Genomic DNA, 24,900 nt, shown 5'->3' on the forward strand with positions numbered 1-24,900 from the left:
TGGATGCTGGCGGGAGCACTGCTGTTGCTGCTGGGGGTGATTGTGTTGCTGCGGTTCGTTAATCCGCCCACCTCCAGTTTCATGCTGGGCCACCGGCTGTCGCAGCCAGACCAGGCCCTGCATCAGCAATGGGTGCCGTTGTCGGAAATTTCGCCGTGGATGCCACTGGCAGTGGTTGCCAGTGAGGATCAGCGGTTCCCCGACCATTGGGGCGTGGATTTCGCCGCCATCCGTAAGGCGCTGGCCGAGTACCAGGCGGGTGAGGGCCTGCGGGGCGCCAGCACCATCACCCAGCAGACCGCCAAGAACCTGTTTCTGTGGAATGGCCGAAGCTTTGTGCGCAAGGCGTTGGAGGCCGGGCTGGCGCTGGGAATTGAGGGGTTATGGCCGAAGAAGCGGATTATGGAGGTCTATCTCAATATCGCCGAGTTTGGCCCCGGGATTTATGGCGTGGAGGCGGCGAGCCGGCGTTATTTTGGCGTTTCAGCCAGTCAGCTATCGCCGATCGAGGCCGCGCGACTGGCGGCAGTGCTGCCTAATCCCAAGTCTCTCAGCGCGGTATCGCCGTCGGCTTATGTCTGGGAGCGGGTATCCTGGATTCGCGGCCAGATGGCTCAGCTTTCGGGCCTGAACTATTTGCGCGATACGCTGCAATAGCGCCGTTCCGGTCGGCCGACGTTGCCGTAGCTGACCTCTGCCGCCGCTTCGCCACGGCCCACCAGAAACTCCAGGTAACGGCGGGCCGTGGTGCGGGAGGCGCCCATGGCGGCACCGACTTCCTCGGCACTCCATTCGTCTCCGGTTGTCAGCACCTCGCGGATTTTGTCCAGGGTAATGCCATCAATGCCTTTTGGCAGCCTGTCGGTATCCGCCGTTTCCCCATGGCCCTCGTCCTGGCCGCTGCGGGGTAATAGGGCATCCACCTCTTTCTGGGCGACCTGGTCCAGGCCGGACAAGCGGTTCAGGTGGTCCCGATAGCGGTTTACTGCTTCCTCCAGTCGTTCAAACACCAGTGGCTTCAGGATGTAGTCGAAAACCCCGCCGCGCAACGCGCTGCGCAGGGTGTCCACTTCTTTGGCGGCGGTGATCAGAATGACATCGCTGGCGCTGTCTGAGGCCCGCAGTTCCCGCAGCAGGTCCAGGCCGTTGCCATCGGGAAAGTAGACATCGAGCAGGATCAGGTCGGGGCTTAGGACATCAATCAGGTCCCGGGCATCGGCCAGCGTGTGAGCGATGCCGCAAAGCTCGACATCGTCCAGACGTTCAACAAAACGTCGCTGAATTTCCGCAATTTTACGGTCATCTTCGATGATCAGCAGGCGTATGGTGGTCAATGACTGGTCCCCCCGTGGGCTCGTTTGGGTAGATATAGAGTAAAGCGGCTGCCGCCGGTGGTGAGATTCTCGACCGTGATCGAGCCACCCCACCGGGTCAGGAACTGGCTGACCAGGTGCAGGCCATAGCCACGGGCAGTGCCCGATTTGGTACTGACACCTTTCTCAAAGATTCGCTCCCGGTCCGCCTCCGGAACGCCGGCGCCTGATCTTCCACCTCGAAAATCAGGTCATCGCCAAGATCCGTCATCGACAGCGCGACTTGTCCGCCTTCGCCGGTCGCCAGACGTGTGGCCTCAAGGGCGTTATCAATCAGATTGCCAAGCACGCTCACCAGCTGCTCCCTGGGCAGGTCGTCGGGCATGTCGGCCATCTGGCTGCCGGGGTCGATGTTCAAAACCAGGCCCATTTCCCGGGCCCGGTTGTACTTGCCGAGCAGACACCCGGCGATGACGGGATCGGGCACTGCTTCCAGCAGCAACTGGATCAGCGCCTGGTGATCGCTGACTTCACTGCCGATCAGGTTCAGTGCCTCGTCGGTAGCGCCAATCTGGATCAGTCCGGCGATGGTGTGCAGCTTGTTGGAGTATTCGTGGGTCTGGCTGCGCAGGGTATCGGCGTACTGCTGGATTCGGGTCAGTTGGCGGCTGACTTGGTCCACTTCGTCGCGCAGCCGGAAGCTGGCTACCACGCCGATAATGTCGTCACCCTCGCGCACTGGCAGTCGGTTAACGATCATCTGGCGGTTTCGCAGCCAGACTTCGCGGTCAAAATCAGGTTGTCCGGTTTTCAGAACCGACATCAGGTCGCTTTCCGGTAGCACTTCAAGGATCGGCTTTCCCGCCAGGGCCATATCCGGTTCCAGGCCCAGAGTCTTCAGGGCAGTGCGGTTCACCGTGGTGATGATGCCGTCCCGATTGATGGCAATGATGCCCTCGCGCACCGATTGCAGGGTGGCATCCCGTTCCTGGAACAGTCGGGCGATTTCCTCCGGTTCCAGCCCGAAGATGGCCTGTTTGAAACGGCCGGCGATGATAATGGCGGCGAGGATACTGACCAGCAACATCACCCCGACCACACCATAGAGCACGAAATTGTAGCGCTGGATGGTGGTTTCAACCTGGTCGACGCCGTAGCCCACCGACACGATGCCGACGATGTCACCACTGGCCGGGTTGATCACCGGTGCTTTTCCGCGCATGGATTCGCCGAGACTGCCGAGGGCCCGGGCAATGTAGGCCTGGCCTTCGATCAGGGCCTGACGACCGGTGTCACCGTCATCATCCGCCATGGAATAACCCAGGCGTGATGGATCCGGATGGGCCAGGCGCACCGCCTGGTCGTCGCCAATGACAATAAACAGGGCTTCGTTGGTCTCGGCTAGCCGGTTGGCCAACCGATTCAGGCTGCCGGTGTCGCGTTGCTCTACGCCCTCGATTACTGCCGGTGTGGCGGCCACGGTCTTGGCGACCATCAATGCCCGCTGACCGATTTCCTCATACAGGGATTCGCTCAGATAGTACCCGGCAAAGACACCAATCAACGCTGTCTGCAAGGCGCTGACCAGGCCGAGGGTCAGAATCATTCGGGTTTTGAGTTTGGTCTTTCGAAGCACTTTTTGAAATACCGTGCTGGGGCTTGTTGTCATTTTGATTCAGGTTAAAGCACCGGCGTGGTTTTTGCCCGTGAACTTTATGCACAAAAAAGCCTTTAGGTTCTTTATAGGTATTTACGCGCACAAACTTTAGGCATTCGGTGATCGCTTCTAGTCTATGGCTGAATGGCTCCCACAGCACGTTTATCGAGCGGCGAAACAGAGGAGCTATCACAACAACAAACCAGAGGTGAACCCAATGATGATCAAGCGAACCCTGTCTTTTGTAGCCATGGCTGCCTTTAGTGTTTCCGCGCTGGCCTGGCAACCCTCCGGCAAAGTGGAATGTATCGCACCGGCTGATCCGGGCGGCGGCTGGGATTTTACCTGCCGTAGCGTCGGCAACGTCATGCAGGAACTCGGCCTGGTGGAAGGCAGTGTCCAGACCGTTAACATGGCTGGCGCCGGCGGTGGCGTTGCCTACGCCCACACCGTCAGCAAGCGCGCCGACGATGACAAGCTGATTGTCGCCGCATCCACAGCAACCACCACCCGCCTGGCCCAGAAGCAGTTTCCGGGCATGGACGCCGGTATGGTGAAGTGGGTCGGTGCCCTGGGCGCTGACTACGGCATCATTGCCGTGTCCAAAGACTCCGAGTACCAGAACCTGAATCAGCTCTTCGAAGCCGTGAAGGCCAATCCAAAGTCGGTCAAGTTTTCCGGCGGCAGCGCCCGCGGCGGCTGGGACCACCTGAAAGTGCTGATCGCTGCCAAGGCGGCTGGTGTTGAGAAGCTCCCTTCCATTCCTTACCTGTCGTACAACAACGGTGGTGAGGCCATGACCCAGGTCGTTGGTGGCCAGGTTGATGCCTTTACCGGTGACGTCTCCGAAGCAACCGGTTTCATGGACTCTGGTGACCTGCGAGTGCTGGCGGTTCTGTCTGAAGAGCGCCTGCCCGGCAAGTTCAGTCACATTCCGACTGCCCGCGAGCAGGGTATCGATGCCCTGGGCCCGAACTGGCGTGGTTTTTATATGCCGGAAGGCGCCTCTGAGGAATCCAAGGAATACTGGGTAGCTGCCGTGGACAAGCTGTACGCCAGCGAAGAGTGGAAAAAGGTGATGAAGAGCAACGGCCTGATTCCGTTCCACCCGCCGGCGAACGAGTTTGAAAGCTTCGTGCGTCAGCAGGTGCAGGACATCGAAACCCTGTCTCGTGAAATCGGGCTGCTGAAATGACAGGTTTTGGTGATCGAATCCTCGGCTTGGGCCTTCTGGTCCTCGCCGTTGCCTACGGCTGGGCTGCGCAGCAGTGGCCCGAGCCGTTTGGTGGCGCCGAGGGCGTGGGCCCGGAAACGTTTCCCACCATCCTTGCCTTTGTGTTGGTTATTGGCAGCCTGTACCTGATGGTCAAGCCCGACCCCGATGCCCAGTGGCCAGTGCGCAAAACCGCTCTGGAACTGGTGACCTCGGTGGTGGTGCTGATTGTCTATGCCCTGCTGATGGAGCCCCTGGGCTTCATTATCTCGACCACGCTGGCGGTTGGTACGCTCAGCTGGCGCATGGGCGCGAGGCCACGCATGGCGTTTATTACCGGCCTGATCAGTGCGGTGGTGGTGTTTGTCCTGTTTAACTACGGCCTGGACCTGAGTCTGCCTGCCGGCCTGCTGGAGGTGGAGTGATGGAAACCCTTGGCTTTTTGATGGAAGGGTTTGCCGTCGCGCTCACCCCCTATAACCTGATGTTCGCGCTGTTCGGGGCCTTCGTGGGTACCCTGATCGGCTGTCTGCCTGGCCTGGGCCCGGCTAACGGTGTTGCCATCCTGATCCCGCTGGCTTTTACCCTGGGGCTGCCGCCGGAAACCGCCATGATCCTGCTGACCGCGGTTTACGCCGGTGCCATGTACGGTGGCCGGATCTCCTCAATCCTGCTCAATATTCCCGGTGATGAGCCGGCGATGATGACCTGTCTCGACGGCTACCCCATGGCCCAGAAAGGCCGTGCTGCTGATGCCCTGGCGATCTCCGCAGTGGCGTCGTTCGCTGGTGGTCTTATCGGCACCATCGGACTGATCATGCTGGCGCCGATTCTGGCCAAGTTTGCCCTGACCTTTGGCCCGGCCGAGTACTTTGCGCTGTTCCTGCTGGCCTTTGCCACCCTTGGCGGCATTACCGGCAAGAACCCGATGAAGACGGTGATTGCCGCCACCATCGGTATCATGATCTCCACCGTGGGTATCGACATCTCCACCGGCACTCAGCGCTACACCTTTGGTGTGCTGGAGCTGTATGAGGGTATCGACTTCATCCTGGCGATCGTGGGTCTGTTTGCCATCTCGGAGCTGCTGTTCTTTGTGGAATCCCGAGTGGGCGGCGGCCGCGAGAAGATCAACGTGGGTAAGCTGACCCTGAGCTTCAAGGAACTGGTCAGCACCATCCCGACCCAGTTGCGCGGCGGTGTACTCGGCTTTATCGCCGGGGTATTGCCAGGCGCCGGGGCGTCCCTGGGCAGCTTCATCAGCTACACCCTGGAAAAGCAGGTACTGGGCAAGAAGGGCAAGTTTGGCGAAGGCGATATTCGCGGTGTGGTCGCACCGGAAGCCGGTAACAACGGCGCCTCTTCAGGTGCGCTGGTGCCGATGCTGACCCTGGGCGTGCCGGGTAGTGGCACCACGGCGGTACTGCTGGCCATGCTGATCTCCCTGAATATCACGCCGGGCCCGCTGATGTTTACCCAGAACGCCGACATTGTCTGGGGCGTCATTGCGGCACTGCTGATCGGTAACGTCATGCTGTTGCTGCTTAACATCCCGCTGGTGGGTTTCTTCGTGAAGCTGCTGTCGGTGCCGCCGATGTACTTGTTGCCAATCGTGACTATGGTTGCCTTCGTGGGCATCTACTCCATCAGTCACAGCACCTTTGACCTCTACTTCATGGTGGCCTTTGGTGTCGCGGGTTACTTCCTGCGCAAGCTGGAAATTCCGCTGGTGCCGATCATCCTGGGCCTGCTGTTGGGGCCGGAAATGGAGAAGAACCTGGGCCACGCGCTGATCCTGTCCGACGGTTCCTGGAGCATTCTCTGGGGTAGCTCGCTGGCCGTGGGGCTCTGGGTCGTTGCCGGTCTTGGCCTAATACTGCCGTATGTGGTTGGGCCACTGCTGCGCCGGCGCATGAATGCGGCCATGAAAGAAAGCCCGGTCAGCGACTGACCGGGTAGTGAAGATCACCCCTTAAGCGATCTGTTGTCAGCTTTGCACCGGGCTCTCCCCTTGGGATGCCCGGTGCTTTTTTATGTCTGGCAGATAATCACTTATGCTGTTGTAGCTGAGAGTTTCATTCAGACGGCTTTCGCAAAGGGGGAAGGCTTGATTGCTGAGCCTCGCAGCCCCACCGATACGGTTTTATTCTTGTTGTTTATTCAGGAGGCAATGCTTGAAGGTGATGGTACTAGGAGCCACCGGACTGACCGGGGCGGCAGTGGTCGAGAAACTGCTGGAACGGCCAGAGGTGACGTCGGTGATAGCGCCGGTGCGTCGCCGGGTTGGTTCTGAGCACAGCAAGCTGATCCAGCAACAAGTGGATTTTGACGACTTGCAGGCCAGTGCCGATCTGTTCGCCGTGGATGCAATCGTTTGCTGCCTGGGAACCACCATCAAGAAGGCGGGCTCTCGCGAGCAGTTCCGTGCGGTGGATTTCGGCTACAGTCTGGAGGCCGCGCGCCTGGGCCGGGCGGCCGGTGCGCGGGCGTTTATTCTGATGTCTGCCATTGGTGCGTCGTCGGATTCCACCATTTTCTACAACCGGGTTAAGGGCGAGCTGGAAGACGCAGTTCGGGAGCTCAGCTATCCCTATCTCTCGGTCTATCATCCCAGCCTGTTGCTGGGCGAGCGGCAGGAACAGCGCACCGCCGAGGGCGTGGGTATCAAACTGATGCCCCTGGTGAACCGGGTCTTGCTCGGCCCATTGGAGAAATTCCGCGGCGTGCAGGCGTCCACCGTGGCCCAGGCCATGGTCAACGAAGTCTGTTTGCTGGAGCCGGAATCACTGACGGAACCTGTCCAGCACCTGCGCGATTATCCCGAGATCCTGAGGCTGGCCGGCTAGCCAGCCTCACTTGCCGGCCAGAATCCAGCCCTCAGTTCGACAGAGTAATCTCTCTGTCTGCTTTCCCTCTCCGCAATCATGATCAAGAAACCCGTTTGAAAATTTAACGGGAGTGATTGATTTTTGATCTACGCTAAAATACGATACGTTTTGTATCGTTTTAAGAATCTAACAACAACGAAATAGCGGAGAGCTTTTATGGCTCAATCGAACGAAACAGAACAGAAACCAGGCCCCCTTTCCGGAATAACCGTGCTCGATTTCTCTCGTGTACTTGCTGGCCCGTATTGCACCATGATCTTGGCCGATTTGGGTGCTCGGGTAATCAAGGTGGAGCGATTTGGCACCGGTGATGACACCCGCGCATTCGGACCTTTCGTCGACGAAGAGTCTGCCTATTTCATGTGTTTTAATCGCGGCAAAGAGAGCATATCTCTGGATATCAAATCGCCGCGTGACCGTGAGCTGCTGGAGCGCCTGCTAGACAGCAGCGACGTCTTGGTTGAGAACTTTCGTCCCGGCGTCATGGAGCGTCTGGGGTACGGTCCAGAGCGACTCGCGAAAACGCATCCCCACATCGTTTACACCTCTATTTCCGGCTTTGGCCACAGCGGTCCGTTCAGTGAGCTGCCAGGCTATGACATGGTGGTTCAGGCCATGGGGGGCGTGATGAGCTTGACCGGTTGGCCCGATGGCGAGCCTGCACGTGTAGGTACTAGCTTTGGCGATTTAGGGGCGGCACTATTCGGCGTCGTGGGTATCCTGGCTGCACTGCACAGCCGAAATCGCGATGCTCAAGGTTCTCGTGTCGACATTGGAATGCTCGATTGCCAGGCGGCACTCATGGAAACCGCTCTGGCACGCTACGACGTCGAGGGCAAGGTTCCAACGCGCACAGGCGACAATCACCCCTCGCTGGCTCCTTTCGAAACCTTTATGGCGGAGGACGGAAAGTTCGTAATCTGTGCGGGTAATGACACCTTGTTTTTGCTGATGGCTGATGCGCTTGGCTCACCCCAGATGGCCCTAAAGCCAGAGTTTCTGACTAACGATTTGCGAGTGCAAAATCGAGCGCAGCTGGTCAAGGACGTGGAGAAGATCACCACATCAAAACCCATGCAGCACTGGATTGACGCTTTGAATGAGGCCGGTGTTCCGTGTGCTCCGATCAATACCATTGATCGACTCTTCAGCAACCCGCAGCTTCTTGCCCGAAACATGATCGTCAAAGTAAAAGGCGAGGGTGATCGGGCTGTCAGAACCGCGGGGAATCCTATCAAGATGAGCACGATGTCCGAAATAGATCCTGAATCGCCAATTCGGGCACCGAGGCTCAATGAACATCGCGAGGCTATTCTGGCGGAATTGATGACCAAGTGCGGCGCCTATGCACCGACATCGCGTGCGCGCTCTGAGGCGGACGAGATCGAGAGCAACTCATTCTGTGAAACAGCCGCGAAAGCATAACGCTCCACATCCGAGACATAGAGGAAAAACCATGAAAACAAAAACCAACACTGTATCCAAGGAAGAGCAAGCCGATACCTCCCGCGAACAGGCCACGGCCCAGAAAGCGTCGAACGAAGAGGCAAAGCCGGCGGCTGATTCACCTGAAACCATCTTTGTTGAGCGTCGCGACCGCGTCGGTATCATCACGCTCCATCGCCCCAAGAGCCTCAACGCTCTGAACCGGCAGTTGGCTCGCGAGGTGCTCCAAGCCCTTAAATCCTTTGACGCAGACGACAATGTCGGTGCGATCGTTATCACTGGCAGTGCGCGGGCGTTTGCCGCAGGCGCCGATATCGAAGAGATGGCGAACCTGACGTACGCCGAGTTTTACTGTGACGATATCTTTGCGCCCTGGGATGAACTGCGTTCAATTAGCAAGCCAATTATTGCAGCAGTTGGTGGCTACGCTCTGGGTGGCGGTTGTGAGTTGGCACTTATGTGCGATTTCATTATTGCTGCTGAGGATGCTCAGTTTGGTCAGCCGGAGATCAAATTGGGCATTCTGCCTGGGATTGGTGGTTCTCAACGCCTTGCCAACGCTGTCGGAAAAGCCGTGGCCATGGACTTGATTCTGACGGGGCGGACCATTGACGTTCACGAAGCGAAAGCCGTGGGCATGGTGGCGCGGGTTGTTCCCTCTAACGAGTTACTACAGACCGCTCTTGAGGCCGCGCATACCATCGCCGGTTACAATTGCCCCGCGGTCCGTATGGCGAAGGAGGCCGTTAATGTTGCCTTCGAAACCAGTCTGACAGAAGGCATGCGCCACGAGCGTCGTCTGTTCCAGGCCGCTTTCGCCACTGAGGGCCAAAAAGAGGGAATGCATGCCTTTATCGCCAAGCGTGCACCTGTGTTCCGGCATCGCTAGTAGACGGGTGACCTTCAGCATTTGAATTCTGTACTCACCGTCACCGAAAGGTGGCGGTGTCCTTCCCGCGTATCCATCGTGCTACACGTGCCGTTCCCCCGGTTTTCCATAAAGTCCTGCCCAAGTCCTCCCAATGCTTCGCTCTACGCTTATCATTTTTCTGAGAAGCAATGCCTGCTTATAATGAGCGCACATATTCAGTGGCAGGTAAGAGCATGGCAGTACAGCGCAGAGAAAAAGGCTCGGCGATAAGCCGGGCGTTGGAAATAATAGAGTCGGTTTCTCGCGCCGAGCGCCCCCTAAGTCCAGCGGATCTTGCCCTACAGCTAGGCATTCCCAAACCCAGCGTGCATCGTATTTTGCAACAACTGGAAAGTGAGGGTTACCTGCAAACGAATATGCGTGGGTTGCTGGTGCCTGCAGACAGACTTCATAACATTGCACTCGGTGTGCTTTATGCAAGCCGCTTCAAGGCCCTGCGCCAGGCAATTCTGAAGAGGTTGACGGCCGAGGTGGGCGAGACCTGCGGGATCGCGATCCCGGACGGTACCGAGATGATTTACTACGATCGGGTGCAGACCAACTGGCCGCTCCAGGTGCATTTGCCCATTGGAAGCCGTACTCCGATATGGTGCACGGCCAGCGGTAAGCTGTACTTGAGTTCGTTAGAAAATGATCGGCGGCACCGTCTGATCCATAACCTGCCTCTCGAAAAGCGGGCCAGGAACACCCTAACTGAACCGGACGAACTGGAGTCGGCCCTGCTCGCGATTGCCGAAACAGAGCGGGGCTTGGATAACGAGGAGTTTATTGACGGCATGGTCGCGTTCGCCGTGCCGATCAAGGACAAAGAAGGGCGTTTGTTTGCTTGCCTGTTTGCTCATGCGCCCATTCTCAGAAAGAGCCTGGATGAACTGCTGGAATACGAACCCTTGCTCAGAAAAGCGGCTTTGGAGCTGGGCGAACTGATTGTAGACGACCAGTCGAATTAACCGTGGCGAGTTGGTAAACGAACACCCTCCAGGCCGGTGGCGTGGAGGGTGTTGTTATTTGCTTTCCAGAATCCAGCTCGCTGCCTTTTCCGCAATCATCAAGGTCGGGGAATTGGTGTTGCCACTGGTGATGGTTGGCATTACGCCTGCGTCTACGACTCGCAGTCCGGCAACGCCCCGAACCCTCAGTTTCGGGTCCACCACAGCCATGTTGTCATCTTCCCGACCCATGCGGGTGGTGCCCACCGGGTGGAAAATGGTGGTGCCAATGTCGCCGGCCAGTTTCGCAAGCTCTTCATCAGTTTGGAACTGAACGCCCGGCTTGAATTCCTCCGGTTGATATTTGGCCAACGCCTGCTGTTCCGCAATACGACGGGTGACCCGGAGAGAATCCGCCGCGACTTTGCGATCTTCCTCAGTGCTTAAATAGTTGGGAGCAATCGCAGGCGCGGTTCTGGAGTCGCGGCTGCGGATACGGACCGTGCCACGGCTCGAAGGGTTGAGGTTGCAGACGCTGGCGGTAATGGCCGGAAAGTCGTGCAGCGGTTGCCCAAACGCGTCAAGGCTCAAGGTTGAACGTGGTACTCAATATTCGCGTGCTTGTACTCTTCTGAGCTTCGTGTGAACAAGCACAGTTGGGATGGCGCCATGCTCATGGGGCCAGAGCGTTTGATCAGATACTCCAGGCCAATCCGAGCTTTGCCAGTGAGCGAGTTGGCCATGGTGTTCAGGGTCTTAGCGCCCCGCACCTTGTACACCGAACGGATCTGCAGGTGATCCTGCAGGTTTTCACCCACACCGGGCAAGTCGGCTACAACCGGAATATCATGCTCCCGGAGCAGGTCTGCCGGTCCGATTCCAGACAGTTGAAGCAACTGGGGCGAGCCAATGGCGCCTGCAGAAAGAATGACTTCCCGGCTGGCGTTTGCCGTAAGCTCACCTTCTCCGGGGCGTTCCACTCGAACTCCCGTGCAGCGGGGTTTTTCACCCGCTGACATTTCCAGTGCCATCACATGTGTGGAGTGCCAAAGGGTCAGGTTGGGACGCTTCTCGGCGGTCCGCAGGAAGGCTTTTGATGTATTCCAGCGCCAGCCGGAACGTTGGTTTACTTCGAAATAGTCGACGCCTTCGTTGTCGCCGCGATTGAAGTCCCGGGTTCGGGGAATGCCCGCCTCTACACAGGCGTCGGCAAAGTCCTCCAGAACCTTCCACTTCAGGCGCTGGCGTTCAATCCGCCATTCGCCACCGTGGCCGTGGTAGTTCTTATGCTCCGGATCGGCGTCACCGCCGTCATCCAGGCGATAGTGATCTTCGTGGCGCATGAAGTCAGGCAGGCAGTTGTCCCAGCGCCAAGCCGGCTCGCCGGTGACCTCAGCCCAGTGGTTGTAGTCCCGGGCCTGGCCGCGAATGTAGAGCATGCCATTGATGCTGGAGCAGCCGCCCAGGGTTTTGCCCCGCGGATAAATCAGGGATCGGCCGTTGAGGCCCGGGTCCGGCTCGGTGCGGAACCGCCAGTCGGTACGAGGGTTGTCGATGCAGTACAGGTAGCCCACCGGAATGTGAATCCAGTGGTAGTTGTCCCGGCCGCCGGCCTCGATGAGCAGGACCCGGTTAGCTGGGTCCGCACTCAGTCGGTTAGCTAGCAGGCAGCCGGCAGAGCCGGCTCCTACAACGATGTAGTCGAAATCGAGCTGGCCCTGAGCATTGTTGTTGTCGGACATAGCCTGTCTCCCGGAGCGTGTTCGCGTTACTTGGCGGTTGGCATAGCGAATTCAGCACCGGCATCAATCGAGTCTGACCAGCGCTGCATGATGGATTTTTGGCGAGTGTAGAACTTTACGCCTTCTTCGCCATAAGCGTGGGTGTCGCCAAACATCGAGCGCTTCCAACCACCAAAGCCGTGCCAAGCCATCGGCACAGGGATAGGCACGTTAATGCCGACCATGCCAATTTGAATACGACGACCGAATTCACGGGCCACGCTGCCGCTCTCAGTGAAGCAGCTTACCCCGTTGCCAAACTCATGGTCGTTGATTAACCGGATGGCCGTAGCTACGTCTGGAACGCGAACGCAGGCCAGTACCGGACCGAAAATTTCCTCTTTGTAGATGGTCATCTCCGGCGTTACGTGGTCGAACAGGCTGCCGCCCATCCAGAACCCTTCATCGCAGCCATCGCCAGTGGTGCCGGCGTCAAACTCACGGCCGTCCACAATCAGTTCGGCGCCTTCTGCCACACCTTTGTCAATGTAGCCGGTAATGCGTTGGTGCGCAGCGGCACTGACGATCGGGCCCATCTCGCGTCCAGTTCCATACCGTTTTTCACCTTCAGGTCGCGCGCTCGCTCGGCCAGGCGAGGGATGATCTTGTCGGCAACGTCACCTACCAATACAGCAACGCTAATGGCCATGCACCGTTCGCCAGCACTGCCGTAACCGGCACCGATGAGGGCGTCCACGGCCTTGTCGAGATCCGCATCGGGCATTACCACCATGTGGTTCTTGGCGCCGCCCAATGCCTGAATGCGCTTGCCGTGACGAGCGCCATTTTCGTAGATCAGGTTGGCAATCGGGGTGGAGCCGACAAAGCTCAACGCCATGACGTCCGGGTGTTCAATCAGGGCTTCTACAGCACCCTTGTCGCCCTGAACAACGTTAAACACGCCGTCGGGCAAACCCGCCTGTTGGAGCAAGTCGGCGATCATCAGAGAAGCGCTGGGATCGATAGGGCTGGGTTTAAGCACGAAAGTGTTGCCGGCGGCGATCGCCACCGGGAACATCCACATCGGCACCATCACCGGGAAGTTGAAGGGAGTGATGCCGGCAACGACTCCCAGGGGCTGGCGCATGGTCCAGTTGTCGATACCGGTGCTGACCTGGTCGGTGTAATCGCCTTTCAGCAACTGCGGAATGCCGCAGGCGAACTCGACAATGTCGATACCCCGGGCGACTTCGCCCTGGGCATCGGTAAAGACCTTTCCGTGCTCGCGGGTGATGGCTTTCGCCAGTTCGTCCTTGTGTTCGTTAAGCAGTGCCAGAAATCTGAACATAACGCGGGCACGCCGAATCGGCGGGGTGTCGGCCCAGCTTGGGAAAGCCGCGGAAGCGGCGGCAACAGCCTGGTCAACATCCTCACGGTTGGCGAGAGTTACTTGGCCCGAGACCTTACCGGTGGCCGGATTGAAAACCTCTTGATTTTGGCCGGAGCTGCCCTCTGAAATTTGTCCATTGATATAATGCTGGATCGTTGGATTGCTCATGGTTGCCTCTTTCCTGTTTTCAGTTCAGTTTGTTGTTTGGCTGTTTAAAGCCCTTTTTAAGGGGCTTTAAGTGAATATGGTGAAGAATTGAACAGATAATTTACGGCCGGTTTTGGATTGAAGCAATTGAAATTTTCTAAACCATGATATAAGTATTGCTTATATCATGGTTGGCGAGGAATGGTTATGCAACACCTGCAGGGATTACGTGCATTTGTGGCGGTGGCGCGCGAGGGCAGTGTCTCGAGAGCCGCGGAGCGTTTGCATCTCACACAGCCCGCCGTCAGTCTCAAATTGAAGCAATTGCAAGATGATCTGGGGCTCAAGCTGTTCCGGCGCAAACCCCAGGGCCTGGTGCTCACTGCCGACGGCCAGAGCTTGCTGCCGGTGGCGGAAAAGGCCCTGGCCGGACTGGCCGCGTTTGAACAGAGTGCCCGTGCCCTGCACAGCACAGTACGGGGGCGGCTCAAGATTGGCACCATCGTGGACCCGGAATTTATCCGGCTCGGGGCTTTTCTGCATCGGTTGGTGGCTCGGGCGCCGCAGCTTGAAACCGAGTTGCACCAGGGATGAGTGGCCGGGTACTGGAGCAGGTGCGCAATGGCAATCTCGATGTCGGCTACTTCCTGGCCCCGCCGGGGGTAGGTCCGGTTCTGCCCGAGCTGATGCACCGGGAACTGACCCAGTTTGATTACCACGTGATTGCGCCAGCCGGGTGGGCCTCCCGGGTCGCTGATACCCGCTGGTCCAGCCTGGCGGCGCTGCCCTGGATCGTGACGCCGGAGGATTCGGTACATAACCGATTGCTGGCCAGTGTCATGGAGCCGCAGGGGCTGGTGCCCCAGGGCGTGGCCCAGGTGGATCAGGAGGCCTGCATGCTCGACCTGGTTCGGGCGGGGGTAGGGCTCAGCCTGGCCCGAGACGCCCTGGCCATGGCCGAGCGTCAGGAACGGGGCCTGGTGGTTGCGGAAGGGGTGCGCATTCCCTGCGCCCTCAGCTTTATCTGGCGCAGGGACCGCGAGCACGAACCGGTCATCGTCGAGGCTCTGGAGCATTGGCCGGGGTCTGGCTGCTTGAGGGCCTCGGCTCGGCGGGTCTAGCCGAGCGTGGCATCCAGAAACATCATGATCACAAAACCGACCAGTAACGAGAAGGTGGCCAGAGTTTTGTATGAGTTCCGGTGGGTTTCCGGAATGATCTCGTTGCTGATGATGAACAGCATGGCACCGGCGGCAAACCCCAGAGTCCAGGGCATGATCGGCTCGGCCAGCCACACCAGTGCTGCGCCAAAGATGCCGCCTATCGGTTCGGCCAGGCCGGTGAGCAGGGCAATACCAAAGGCTTTTACCCGGGAGTAGTTGATCGCCAGTAGGGAAAAGGCCACCGCCAGACCCTCTGGAATATTCTGAATGCCGATCCCGGTGGCCAGCACATAGCCGTTGCTGACATCGCCGCCGGCAAAGCCAACGCCGACCGCCATGCCCTCGGGAAAGTTGTGCAGTGTGATGGCAATGATGAACAGCCAGATTCGCCGGATGTGAGCCGTATTTGGGCCTTCGCGGCCCAGGCTAAAGTGCTCGTGGGGCAGCTTCTGGTGAATAAAGAATAGCGCGCCGGCGCCCGACAGCACACCGAAGATAACGATCAGCGCCGCTCCGCTGGTCGTGCCAACCAAGGACTCCCCGTATTCCAGCCCCGGCAGTAGCAGCGAAAAGAACGAGGCCGCCAACATAACGCCGGCTGCGGCCGCCAGCATGCTGTCCTGAAACCGGTCGGTCAGCGTTCTAACGAAAAAAATCGCCAGCGCGCCAACGCCACTGGCCAGACCGGCCAACAGGCTTGCCAATGCACCTAGCCAGACAATGCTGATGTCGGAAGTCATGGAGTCTCCGGTTGGGGTTTTATCAAACAAAGAAAACCCCCGGAGCTCTCGCTCTGGGGGTTCGTCGACAGCAGGGCGTGCCGGTTAGGCTGCCTGCTTACGACGCCAGGCCAGTTCGTTCTCAATGGTGGCCTTGGGCTGCAGCATGGCAAAGTCGATGTCTTCGATCTCCTTGCCATCCTTCAGGCGCTGCACGAAATCCGGATTAGCTAGCGCTTTCTTACCCACGGCCAGCAAAGATCCCGGGTACGCGGCTGCGCGGTCCTGGTGGTTGGTTTCGTCAATTCCGCCGTTGATGATCAGCTCAATGCCGTCGACATCGGCGACCACGTCGGCCAGCGACTTGTCACCCTCAACAAAGGGCGCTCGGTGGACATCACCGTCGGTGGTATGGATAAAGTCGGCACCAGCGTCCCGGACTGCTTCTGTAATCTGGCGGAAACCGGCTTCGCCTTCGGGCAGCTGATAGTCGGGATCCGTTACTGCGACCTGCGACAGGCGAATGCCTACTGCGAAGTCGTCACCGACCGCTGCTCGTACCGCTTTGATGGTTTCCACCACCACGCGCAGACGATTCTCCAGGCTGCCACCGTAGGAATCTTCGCGACGGTTAAAGTGGGTGCTCAGGAACTGGTTCAGCAGGTAGCCATTGGCTCCGTGCAGTTCGACACCGTCGAAACCGGCGGTTTTGGCGTTAACCGCGGTCTTAACGAATCCTTCGATCGCGAATTTGATGTCGGCCTCAGTCATCACCTGCGGCGTTTGCCACTCAGACTGGTCGCCGTAAAAGCCAAGGGGTGCGCCTTTCGGCTGGACGGCACTGGGCGCCAGCGGCTGATCGGTGTAATGGTTGGCCTGGAACTGGGCACCAGCGTGCATGAGCTGAGCAATCGCCTTGCTGCCCGCGGCGTGAATGCGGTCCACGATGGTTTTCCAACCTTCAATGTGCGCGTCGTTAATCAGGCCAGGCTGATTGGCGTAGCCTTGGCTGGCACGGTCATCGGTGTAAGTGCCTTCGGTAATCAAAAGGCCAAACCCGCCTTTGGCATAGGCTTCGTAGTGATCAGCCATCAGCTCGTTGGGGGTGCCGTCGGCCTCGGCGCTAGTCCGGGTCATGGGCGCAAGCGCAAAGCGATTGGCCATGCTCAGGTTGGTAAATCGGGTGTTTTGCATCACGTCGGTCATCTGGTTCCTCCCATTCTTGATCAAGTATTCAATTACGAATCATCCGCGCCAGCAGTTCAGGTTTAAAGCGATATGATCCGATGAAGCCGCTCAGATTTTTTGAGCAAGATGGGAAAAATGCAGGCAGATCAACGGTCAGAGTGGCCCAGTGAACGCTCCGGGTCGATTTCATCCCGAACCAGCTGTTTGAGCTTGGTGATTTCAGGGAACCCCTGTTGTTCTTTGCGGGACCAGATGCGAGTGCCATTTACCCACACCTCGAAGATTCCTCCGTCGCCCGGGTGTAGCGTGAGTTCGTCGAGCTGGCCTTCAAAGGTGGTAAGCAGTTCCTGCGCCATCCAGGCTGAGCGCAGCAGCCAGCGGCAACCGGTGCAGTAGTGAATGTCGACGCGGTTGGTCATGGATGGGAACTCCTGATGTTAGGGCGCTGGTTGGCACCGGGGGCGCATGCCGACGATTCAGTCGGTTTTGTAGGTCGGGTAGGTGGAGCGCGACAGTGTCGGCTCGCAGCCGACCACATCCCGGGCCTGCTTGTGGGCATGAAGATACCAGCGCTCTCCCGGTTTGGAAAAGGTCTGGTCGGTGATTTTAAACTCCACCGTTTCCATGGTCTGAGGGATCGGCGAGCCGTCGGCGTGGCGATAGACACAGCTGGTGCTGACAGTCAGAGGGGTGGCAATCGGCAGCTCGATAAAGCCTTCATCGGTGACCGCGGGCGGCGTGCCGGCCACAGAGAGTACCTTCAGGCAGGGCCCGTAGTGATTCTTCTCGAGCTCTTTCAGGTATTCGCTCAGACAATGTTGGGCGCTCAGGAAAACGGTGTTGCGCTCCGTTCCTTCCCGGGGGTCGGGCAGCGACTGACACCCGGACACGAGCAGGATCAACGTCAGAATAGCGAAGGTGCGTGTCATGGTTGCTCCTTGTCGTCGTTGGCTTGAGTCTCCTGGTACGAGACTGTCGCCGGTGTCAGGCCATGGCTGCCGCCTGAGGCGTCCTCCCGAAGGCGGGCGAGCAAGCGGCTATCACGATTATAGATGTCATTGCGGAACTGCAGCTGCCCGCGGTCGTCGACCCAGGCAGTCCAATACTGAATGTAGACGGGAACCGGCTCAGGCAACAGGATGGTTTTGGGCTGGTTGGAGCCGACCATGTTGTGGATGCGCGCCCGGTTCCAGTTCGGGTCACCCAAGAGCAATTGCTCTGCCAGTGCGAACGGTTGTTCCACCCGGATACAGCCAGAACTGAAGGAGCGGTCTACCCGACCAAACAGATCCCGCGATGGGGTGTCGTGGAGGTAGATGTCGTACTGGTTCGGAAACATGAACTTGATCTGGCCCAGTGCGTTGTTGGGGCCGGGGTCCTGCACCAGCTGGTACGGGAAGTTGTTCGGGGACAGTGTGCCCCAGTTGATGGCAGCGGGGTCGATCTGTTGCCGGTCGGCGCCCCAGCCGCGGTATACCTTCATATTCAGACGCTGCAGGTAATCCGGATCCCGGATGATCTGGGGCAGCTGATCCTCAATCATCAGTCGGCGCGGCACGGTCCAGGTCGGGTTTACCACCAGGTAGCGGATCCGATCACTGAACACCGGGGTCTGCCGGAAAGGCCGGCCGACAATCACACGTTGGCGCAGCAGCTCGACGCCCCGATCTATCATTTTCAGCTCGTAGCCGGCAATATTGACCAATACGAATCGCTCCCCCAGTGACTCCGGCAGCCAGCGCCAGCGCTCCAGGCTGGCATCGATCTGATGCATCCGTTCGATGGGCAGCAGGTTGAATGCTGTCAGAGTGGCCGGGCCAATGATGCCGTCGGGTTCCAGGCCATGGCGGGCCTGGAACAGGGGCACTGCAGTTTCAAGGTCTCCGCCGTACAGGCTGGGATCGGTCGCATCCGATTCGGATAGATCACCCAGGGCGGTCAGCCGCCGCCGTATTTCGATTAGCCGGTGGTCCCGGTCGCCGGGGCGAATGGTTTGACCTGTGGGGATCGGCAACCAGGGCTGCCCCAGCAGTTCGGTCATGGTCTGACGGGCCTGCACCAGCCTGTGGTAGTCGGAATGGGTCGGCCGCAGGGCGTCGACGGCTGCGCCAATGTCACCATTGGCCAGCGCCGCCGCCAGAACCTGGCCCATGTTGCGCTGCCGCCGGTTTGCAGTCCATTCGGCGTGAATCGTATGCGGGCTGACCTTGCCCTCGAGCAGATGCGAGCCGAGCATCAGGAAGGCATCGGAAAACAACAGGTCCAGATCGGCCTGCAAGTCGGCAGGAAGGTCCTGCATCGGGCGATTCGAGAGTTCCGCCAGGACATCGGCGTGATAATCCCTCGGGTCCAGGCCATCACGGCTGGCCGATTCGATGGCCTCAAGCAGCTGGTGGCGTTGGTCTGCACGGCGCCATGCCCGCTCGTAGCCGTTGGCGGCGTAGAAGTTGGAAAGTGCCTGTCGGGCCAGCAGGCGATTACCTAACACCTCCACGGTAAAGCCCGCGTCCAGTGCCTCAATCCGGGCGACAAGGGATTCATTGGCTTTGACTGAGGAAGAAAACCAGGGGCAAACAGCAACAATAAGCACCAACGCCAGAGCATTGGTGACGCAATTCAGTGCGGGCATGGGGCCCTCCGATTCTTCCCTGAACAACATCAGATGACTACAAGTGACCTGGGTATTGGACGTTACCAGAGTCCCATTTGTTCCCCCGCCGGGCGGCGGAACAGGTCATTTCGTAGGGGTTCGGCCTGGTGAAGGTTCAGTCCAAGCCGTTTTGCCTTGTTCGAGAAGCGCTGGCGGATCAGGTCGGCGTAAGGGCCGATACCGGTCATCCGGCGCCCGAAGGCGGAATCGTAACTCTTGCCGCCCCGTAAATCACGGATTCGATTCATCACGTGCTCGGCCCGCTGCGGAAAGTGCCGCTGCAGCCATTCCTGGAACAGCTCGTCGAGCTCCAGGGGCAGGCGCAGCATGATCCAGCTGGCACGGGTTGCACCGGCTGAGGCGGCGGCCTCCAGTATCGCCTCAATCTCCTGGTCGTTAATAAAGGGAATCACCGGGCCGAGGATGATGCCGGTGGGAATTCCGGCGCTGGCGAGTTGTTCAATCATCTTGAGCCGAGTGGCTGGTGCCGCAGTGCGCGGCTCCATCCGGCGTTTCAGGTCATTGCTCAGGGTGGTCAGGCTGATGCGCACGGAACAGAGGCCCTGCTCGGCCAGTTCGGTCAGTAGATCAAGGTCTCTGAGGATCAGCGCGCCCTTGGTGATGATCGACACCGGGTGGCGGTATTCAAGCATTACTTCCAACAATTCGCGGGTGATGCGCCGCTCCCGCTCCAGCGGCTGGTAGGCGTCGGTATTCACGCCCAGCGCGATGGGGGAGACGCTATAGCCCGGCTTATCGAGTTCTTCCCGGAGCTTGCTTGCAGCGTTGGGTTTGGCGATCAGCCGGGTCTCGAAGTCCAGTCCCGGGGACATGTCCCAATAGGCGTGCGTGGGGCGGGCAAAGCAGTAGATGCAGGCGTGCTCGCAGCCCCGGTACGGATTGATGGATTGATCAAAGGGCACATCCGGGAGGTGTTGCGGCTGATGATGGATCTGACCGACTCGTTGACCACTTCGGTTGCCACCGAATCCGGGTTCAAATCGTCTTCGGGTGCCTGGTACCAGCCGTCATCCTGATCGCGGTCGGTGACGATAGGCTGGAAGCGATTGTGGGGGTTGAGGCCGGTAGCTCGGGTTTTCATGGCAAATCCAGATACTGTTTATTTATACAGCTATTGCCATGCTACGCCTGCGGTCTGACCGGTGCAACTTTGCTCGACGTTTGGTCTGACCTGGCGACCGGCGAATTCAGCCCAGGTTGGGTATACTCTGAGCCCGCGCATTCACCCAGATTTAAGGACTCTATGTCGGACCTCAGTCTCGTTCAGTACGTTTTGATTGCAATGATCTTTGTCTGGAGTGGCTTTGTCCGTTCCGGGCTGGGGTTTGGCGGGGCGGTGCTGTCGCTGCCGTTCCTGTTGCTGGTACTGGATGAGCCTCTGGTCTTCTTGCCGATCATTGCGGTGCACCTGTTGGTGTTCTCGTCACTGACGATCTGGCTGAACAACCGTAAGCGGAAGCCTGCCGATCCCTCTGAGTCAGCGGCGGAAGCCAGGGCCAGGGGGGCTGCAGAGAGCACGGTGGATTGGCGTTACTTGTGGCGCATTCTGGGCATCATGATCGTGCCCAAACTGATCGGCGTGTTTGGCCTGATCACCATGCCCGGTAACGTGCTCAGCGCCATCATCTTCCTAATTGTGGCGCTGTATTCTGTGTCCTACATCATCAACAAGCCGTTCCGCAGTGGCAGCAAAACGGTGGATGCGGTGTTCCTGATGGTTGGTGGTTATATCAGCGGCACGTCGCTGATCGGTGCGCCCCTGATCATCGCGGTTGTGGCCCAGCACCTGCCCAGGGAAAAACTGCGGGATACCCTGTTCGCGCTCTGGTTCATCCTGGTGCTGATCAAAATGGCCGCGTTTGTGTGGGTTGGAGTAGACCTGCAGTTGATACACCATTTATGGCTTCTGCCCTGTGCCGCGGTCGGTCACGTCATTGGTCTGAAAGTACACGATCGGATGTTGCGGGCAGAAACGTCGGTGTTCTTTCAGGTGCTGGGCGCCGTGCTGCTGATCGTCAGCAGCATCGGCATGGTCAGCGTGCTGGGTTAACTGGCCCGTCCGAACACCCGTTCAAAAAACCCGGCCGGCTTCACGTCGGCAACGGCAGATTGTCGACTTCGTCCAGTGCCCGACGCCAGAATCGCTCGGGATCGTCCAAGTCAGTCACCAGTGCCCGTTCGTCCTGGCTGTAGTGATTGTGATCACCACTCAGCCCCCTCGTCATCAGCTCCTGGGTCCACAGATAAACAGTACCGCGTATGGTTCGCAGGAGCTGGCTGTAGACATCACGGCTCAGGTTGATCGCAAGCTCGGCACTCAGGTTGATCTGTTGCTGGAGGACTGCCATGTCGTCCTGGGTCAGCAGCACCCGGTTGCCATCACCTTTACGGCTGGTCAGGCAAATTTTTTCCAAAGACTTGGCATCGTCAAGCACGTCGAGGTGGCCAAACTCCTTCTTTTGTGTCTCGTTTACCGGTGCCGGAATCCAGCCATACTGAGGTGAGCGGGCAACAATATGGCCGGGCAGATCTCGGCGATAGGGCGGTGCATGTTCCCGGTCCTGATAGCCCTCGAATTCAGCTCTTAGCCAGGCCGCCATCTTTTTGTGACGGAGCATCAGCGCCAGTGTTATGGCCGAGGGCAGGATGCGCCCAAGCAGTTCCGATGCGTCTTTGGTACGTTCCTCAAGGTGGTTCACAGATGCAGACATAGTGTCCTCCGTGGCAGCGGAAACGAGTCGTGGCCAGTCCCGTCTCCCGGCGTTATTGTTGTTGTAAGGCAGCCCACCGGAATATGCCCGGTTGGGTGTGACTAAAAAGTAGACAGCTCCGGTAGCGCCTGCCGTTGTAGATACGTTATTGCTTTGTAACGAAGAGTAAGCGAACGGGCTGAGGAGGGTGGCATGAACCAGCATCAGGACTTTGCGTCACGTCGCGCCTGGATGGTGGAGAACCAGATTCTTGGCCGCGGTATTACCGCGGCTCCGGTGGTGACGGCAATGAGGCGGGTGCCGAGGGAGAAATTTGTCAGCCCAAGCCTGATTGACGAAGCCTACGATGATGGCCCTTTGCCCATTGGTTTCGGGCAAACCATTTCTCAACCCTATATCGTGGCTTTGATGGTGGATGCGATGGATTTAACCGGCGGGGAAGTGGTGCTCGATATCGGCACCGGTTCGGGTTATGCGGCCGCGGTTATCGCCTCGATTGCCGGCCGGGTGTTCAGCATCGAGCGGGTGCCGGAACTTGCCGAATCAGCGGCGCAGACACTGGCAACCGAAGGGTACGATCACGTGGTGGTGCGGTGCGGCGATGGTACCTTGGGCTGGCCTGAGCAGGCGCCTTTCGATGGTATCTGTGTGGCGGCGGGAGCGCCGGTGGTGCCCGAGGCGTTGAAGCAGCAGTTGCGGGTGGGCGGCCATATGGTAATACCGGTCGGATCCGCGCACACGGTGCAGCGCTTGCGCCGAATCACCCGACTATCGGAAACGGAGTTCCGCGACGAGAGCCTGGGCGATGTCCGCTTCGTGCCGCTGCTCGGCGAGCAGGGATGGTCCTGAACCATCCCGGCGCTGAAGCAGGCCAGCTTAGCCGCTGGCGTTGGTGCTTTCGAAGATCTTGTCAGCTGAGGCGGCAACAAAACCGCTGTACAGCTCACCGTCGGTTTTCGGGTATCGACGTGCGAACTCGTAGAAGCAGCTGGGAATGGTTTCTTCCCGATCCGAGAATTGTACCGGTATCCGGTCGGCCATGGTGGAGGATTGTTCCAGCAACTCAGCCGGGGAGCCCTTCACTTCGCCACCCGAGGCATTCACCGCATAACCGTTGTCCTTAAGTAGCTGGTTGATTTCCGGCACAGTCTCGAACTGAGTGAGGTGGTTGATGCTCACGGTGAAGTGGTTGGCGCGATAGCCCCAGGCTGCCATCCAGGCCGCGTACTCACTCTCTTCCAGCAGGGTGCGGTAGGTCTGGTAGTCCACGTTCCAGTGACGACCGGAATACAGGAAGTCGTCTGCCTTGACCCGGTCCGGGTCAACCTGAGCCACCAGATCCTTGACGATGGCCTGAAGCTCTGGCGAACACTGCTCCACCAATAACTCCGAAATGAACACCTTGGGCGCATCCGGATCCGGATGTTCGTAATGCCGGGCGTAGAGTTTCTTGGCTTCAAAGTGATACTCGCCACCCTGAACGTAGCCGAGGCTCAGGAAATGCTCGGCCAGGGCATCCAGCCCCACCGGGGCCAGGTTGAAGGTGCGCAGGGCGATGTGATCGTTAATGATGGCTTGCCCCTCTTCGGCACCCAGGATGCGGTGAATCTCCTCGGCTGAGGGGGTGACCTCCTGGTAGTTGCGCCAGAGTTGCTGGAACAGGGCATTGCGATCAGTGTGCATGAACGATCTCCGGACGAAGGTGATGAGTGTTGGGTGCCGCGTCGCGCTGACTACTGGCCAGGGGCAGGGCGCGGCAGGTTTGGCCCGGTTTCAGCCCCATCTGGTCGGCCAGGGCCGGGCTCAGGCACAGGGTGTTAGAGCCCGGCCGGGTGTCTGCCCCGGTCAGCACCGTGGCCTGAATCCTGCGGTTTCAGTATTGGTGATCAGCAACGGCATGGCAATGCGCTCGCGGCTTCGTTTCTGGAATTCGGTGGCGGGTACCGCATCCACTTCAACCTGCCAGGCCTGGGATTCCCGCACGCTGCGGATCGACGCCAGCGGGCATTCTACCGTTGGGCCGGCATCGAACAGATCTACCAGTCCCTTGTGCTGGAAACCCTCGGCCTCGAGCAGGCGCAGTGCTGGCCGGGTGCGCTCGTGCACCTGACTGATCACCGCCCTGGCTGCAGCGCTCATCAGGCAGGTGTACAGCGGGTACGACGGCATAAGCTCGTCAATGAAATGGGTGTAGCCAGAGCCAACTAGACGGGTGGCCGAGGCAAAATCCATATCGACAAAGTGGGTCTTCAGCCAGGACCAGAACGGCGACTGGCCGGCGTCGTCAGATACCCCGCGCATCTCGGCGATGACGGTATCGGAGAACCGCTCCGGGTGGAGTGCCATAAATAGGAACCGCACCCGGGACAGCAACTTGCCGGCATTGGCGCGACGGAATTCCGGGCGCAGGTATAGGGAGCAGATCTCGGTGCAGCCGGTGTAGTGGTTACAGCGGGTCAGGGTTTCCACATTGCGGCGCAGGCCCAGATCCCGGGAATGGTGGGTAACGGTACTGCGGCGGAAATGGTGAAGCGGGCGGGTGCGACCGGCGGCGGCTTCAATGCCGGTGGTGCCCATGATCTCACCGGTGGTCTCATCCTCCAGCACGAACAGGTAATGCTCGTCTCCGGGCTGAGTCACGTCGCGCTCAAAACTGGCAATGGAATGCTCGATCTTGCGGGCCAGGGCGTCGCGATCGGGCATTAGAGACGTAAATCCGGGGCCGGATTCAACGGCAATCTGATACAGGGTATCCAGATCCGTGACTGCAATCGGGCGAATGAACATGGCCAGCATCCTGAAGTGGTTTGGAA

Annotated in this window: 23 protein-coding genes and 4 pseudogenes; 12 read left to right on the plus strand and 15 right to left on the minus strand. The window is 58.9% G+C overall.

Annotated elements, in window-relative coordinates; genetic code table 11:
• Positions 1–3: 3 nt before the first annotated feature.
• Positions 4–657, plus strand: a complete 654-nt coding sequence (mtgA, locus tag AU14_RS05755; RefSeq protein ID WP_236744589.1) for a monofunctional biosynthetic peptidoglycan transglycosylase — start codon at positions 4–6, stop codon at positions 655–657.
• On the opposite strand, the gene AU14_RS05760 is transcribed toward mtgA, so the two are convergent.
• The 3 genes from AU14_RS05760 to AU14_RS05765 are packed head-to-tail and all read right to left on the minus strand — an operon-like array spanning position 633 to position 2,982.
• Entirely contained in the window at positions 633–1,334 is a 702-nt protein-coding gene (locus AU14_RS05760; RefSeq protein WP_041339617.1) for a response regulator, read from the minus strand. The two genes, mtgA and AU14_RS05760, sit on opposite strands and share 25 nt — an antisense overlap.
• Positions 1,331–1,507 (minus strand): ATP-binding protein, encoded by a 177-nt coding sequence (locus AU14_RS20835; protein ID WP_236744590.1) that lies wholly within the window; start codon positions 1,505–1,507, stop codon positions 1,331–1,333. The genes AU14_RS05760 and AU14_RS20835 overlap by 4 nt, the downstream gene beginning before the upstream one ends.
• Complete coding sequence (locus AU14_RS05765; RefSeq protein WP_236744471.1) at positions 1,432–2,982, minus strand: PAS domain-containing protein; 1,551 nt, start codon at positions 2,980–2,982, stop codon at positions 1,432–1,434. Before AU14_RS05765 ends, AU14_RS20835 begins: the two co-directional genes overlap by 76 nt.
• Before the next feature lie 205 nt (positions 2,983–3,187).
• Between AU14_RS05765 and AU14_RS05770 the strand changes: the two genes are divergently transcribed.
• The 7 genes from AU14_RS05770 (at position 3,188) to AU14_RS05800 (ending at position 10,398) form a co-directional block, all read left to right on the plus strand.
• Complete coding sequence (locus AU14_RS05770; RefSeq protein WP_041339619.1) at positions 3,188–4,165, plus strand: Bug family tripartite tricarboxylate transporter substrate binding protein; 978 nt, start codon at positions 3,188–3,190, stop codon at positions 4,163–4,165.
• Positions 4,162–4,608, plus strand: a complete 447-nt coding sequence (locus tag AU14_RS05775) for a tripartite tricarboxylate transporter TctB family protein (RefSeq protein WP_041339621.1) — start codon at positions 4,162–4,164, stop codon at positions 4,606–4,608. The genes AU14_RS05770 and AU14_RS05775 overlap by 4 nt, the downstream gene beginning before the upstream one ends.
• Positions 4,608–6,134 (plus strand): tripartite tricarboxylate transporter permease, encoded by a 1,527-nt coding sequence (locus tag AU14_RS05780; RefSeq protein WP_041339623.1) that lies wholly within the window; start codon positions 4,608–4,610, stop codon positions 6,132–6,134. Before AU14_RS05775 ends, AU14_RS05780 begins: the two co-directional genes overlap by 1 nt.
• Before the next feature lie 232 nt (positions 6,135–6,366).
• Entirely contained in the window at positions 6,367–7,029 is a 663-nt protein-coding gene (locus tag AU14_RS05785) for an NAD-dependent epimerase/dehydratase family protein (RefSeq protein ID WP_236744591.1), read from the plus strand.
• Positions 7,030–7,227: 198 nt separating this feature from the next.
• The gene (locus tag AU14_RS05790) at positions 7,228–8,496 is read left to right on the plus strand and encodes a CaiB/BaiF CoA transferase family protein (RefSeq protein WP_041339625.1); all 1,269 of its coding nucleotides are present in this window, start codon (positions 7,228–7,230) and stop codon (positions 8,494–8,496) included.
• A 31-nt stretch (positions 8,497–8,527) separates the two neighbouring features.
• Positions 8,528–9,406 (plus strand): enoyl-CoA hydratase, encoded by an 879-nt coding sequence (locus tag AU14_RS05795; RefSeq protein ID WP_041339626.1) that lies wholly within the window; start codon positions 8,528–8,530, stop codon positions 9,404–9,406.
• A gap of 215 nt (positions 9,407–9,621) precedes the next feature.
• A complete protein-coding gene (locus AU14_RS05800) occupies positions 9,622–10,398 on the plus strand; it encodes an IclR family transcriptional regulator (protein ID WP_041339628.1) in 777 nt (258 codons plus the stop codon).
• 54 nt (positions 10,399–10,452) lie between these two features.
• Here the strand turns inward: AU14_RS05800 and AU14_RS05805 are convergent.
• Both AU14_RS05805 and AU14_RS05810 read right to left on the minus strand, forming a co-directional pair.
• Positions 10,453–12,119, minus strand: a pseudogene (locus tag AU14_RS05805) (GMC family oxidoreductase).
• Between the two features lie 26 nt (positions 12,120–12,145).
• A pseudogene (locus tag AU14_RS05810) lies at positions 12,146–13,656 on the minus strand (CoA-acylating methylmalonate-semialdehyde dehydrogenase).
• Positions 13,657–13,842: 186 nt separating this feature from the next.
• Here AU14_RS05810 and AU14_RS20840 point away from each other — a divergent pair.
• Together AU14_RS20840 and AU14_RS20845 are read left to right on the plus strand one after the other, a co-directional pair.
• Entirely contained in the window at positions 13,843–14,229 is a 387-nt protein-coding gene (locus tag AU14_RS20840; protein WP_236744472.1) for a LysR family transcriptional regulator, read from the plus strand.
• Positions 14,226–14,756 carry a substrate-binding domain-containing protein gene (locus tag AU14_RS20845; RefSeq protein ID WP_236744473.1) on the plus strand — a complete coding sequence of 177 codons (531 nt, stop codon included), beginning with the start codon at positions 14,226–14,228 and terminating at the stop codon, positions 14,754–14,756. The genes AU14_RS20840 and AU14_RS20845 overlap by 4 nt, the downstream gene beginning before the upstream one ends.
• Here AU14_RS20845 and AU14_RS05820 read toward each other — a convergent pair.
• The 6 genes and pseudogenes from AU14_RS05820 to AU14_RS05845 all read right to left on the minus strand — a co-directional run bounded on the left by AU14_RS05820 (position 14,753) and on the right by AU14_RS05845 (position 20,457).
• Complete coding sequence (locus AU14_RS05820; protein WP_041339630.1) at positions 14,753–15,538, minus strand: ZIP family metal transporter; 786 nt, start codon at positions 15,536–15,538, stop codon at positions 14,753–14,755. The genes AU14_RS20845 and AU14_RS05820 overlap by 4 nt on opposite strands.
• An 84-nt stretch (positions 15,539–15,622) precedes the next feature.
• Complete coding sequence (locus AU14_RS05825; protein ID WP_041339632.1) at positions 15,623–16,723, minus strand: oxidoreductase; 1,101 nt, start codon at positions 16,721–16,723, stop codon at positions 15,623–15,625.
• Positions 16,724–16,851: 128 nt separating this feature from the next.
• Entirely contained in the window at positions 16,852–17,124 is a 273-nt protein-coding gene (locus AU14_RS05830) for a SelT/SelW/SelH family protein (protein WP_041339634.1), read from the minus strand.
• A 57-nt stretch (positions 17,125–17,181) separates the two neighbouring features.
• Entirely contained in the window at positions 17,182–17,634 is a 453-nt protein-coding gene (locus AU14_RS05835; RefSeq protein WP_041339636.1) for a hypothetical protein, read from the minus strand.
• Complete coding sequence (locus tag AU14_RS05840) at positions 17,631–19,334, minus strand: L,D-transpeptidase family protein (protein ID WP_094191166.1); 1,704 nt, start codon at positions 19,332–19,334, stop codon at positions 17,631–17,633. Before AU14_RS05840 ends, AU14_RS05835 begins: the two co-directional genes overlap by 4 nt.
• Positions 19,335–19,396: 62 nt before the next feature.
• Positions 19,397–20,457: pseudogene (locus tag AU14_RS05845) on the minus strand (PA0069 family radical SAM protein).
• Positions 20,458–20,619: 162 nt separating this feature from the next.
• On the opposite strand from AU14_RS05845, the gene AU14_RS05850 reads away from it, so the two are divergent.
• Entirely contained in the window at positions 20,620–21,426 is an 807-nt protein-coding gene (locus AU14_RS05850; RefSeq protein ID WP_041339638.1) for a TSUP family transporter, read from the plus strand.
• Here the strand turns inward: AU14_RS05850 and AU14_RS05855 are convergent.
• Positions 21,423–22,087: pseudogene (locus tag AU14_RS05855) on the minus strand (AbiTii domain-containing protein). The gene AU14_RS05850 and the pseudogene AU14_RS05855 overlap by 4 nt on opposite strands.
• Before the next feature lie 192 nt (positions 22,088–22,279).
• Between AU14_RS05855 and AU14_RS05860 the strand changes: the two are divergent.
• The gene (locus tag AU14_RS05860; protein WP_041339640.1) at positions 22,280–22,936 is read left to right on the plus strand and encodes a protein-L-isoaspartate(D-aspartate) O-methyltransferase; all 657 of its coding nucleotides are present in this window, start codon (positions 22,280–22,282) and stop codon (positions 22,934–22,936) included.
• A 27-nt stretch (positions 22,937–22,963) separates the two neighbouring features.
• Here the strand turns inward: AU14_RS05860 and AU14_RS05865 are convergent, their stop codons facing one another.
• The 3 genes from AU14_RS05865 to AU14_RS05875 are packed head-to-tail and all read right to left on the minus strand — an operon-like array spanning position 22,964 to position 24,874.
• Positions 22,964–23,770: a DUF1338 domain-containing protein gene (locus AU14_RS05865; protein WP_041339642.1), complete on the minus strand. Its 807-nt coding sequence runs from the start codon at positions 23,768–23,770 to the stop codon at positions 22,964–22,966.
• Entirely contained in the window at positions 23,760–23,939 is a 180-nt protein-coding gene (locus tag AU14_RS19340) for a hypothetical protein (protein ID WP_041339644.1), read from the minus strand. The genes AU14_RS05865 and AU14_RS19340 overlap by 11 nt, the downstream gene beginning before the upstream one ends.
• Positions 23,933–24,874 (minus strand): arginine N-succinyltransferase, encoded by a 942-nt coding sequence (locus tag AU14_RS05875; RefSeq protein WP_148312723.1) that lies wholly within the window; start codon positions 24,872–24,874, stop codon positions 23,933–23,935. Before AU14_RS05875 ends, AU14_RS19340 begins: the two co-directional genes overlap by 7 nt.
• Positions 24,875–24,900 lie beyond the last annotated feature (26 nt).

It is taken from the genome of Marinobacter similis (assembly GCF_000830985.1).
In the GTDB taxonomy this organism is placed as follows: Bacteria; Pseudomonadota; Gammaproteobacteria; order Pseudomonadales; family Oleiphilaceae; genus Marinobacter; species Marinobacter similis.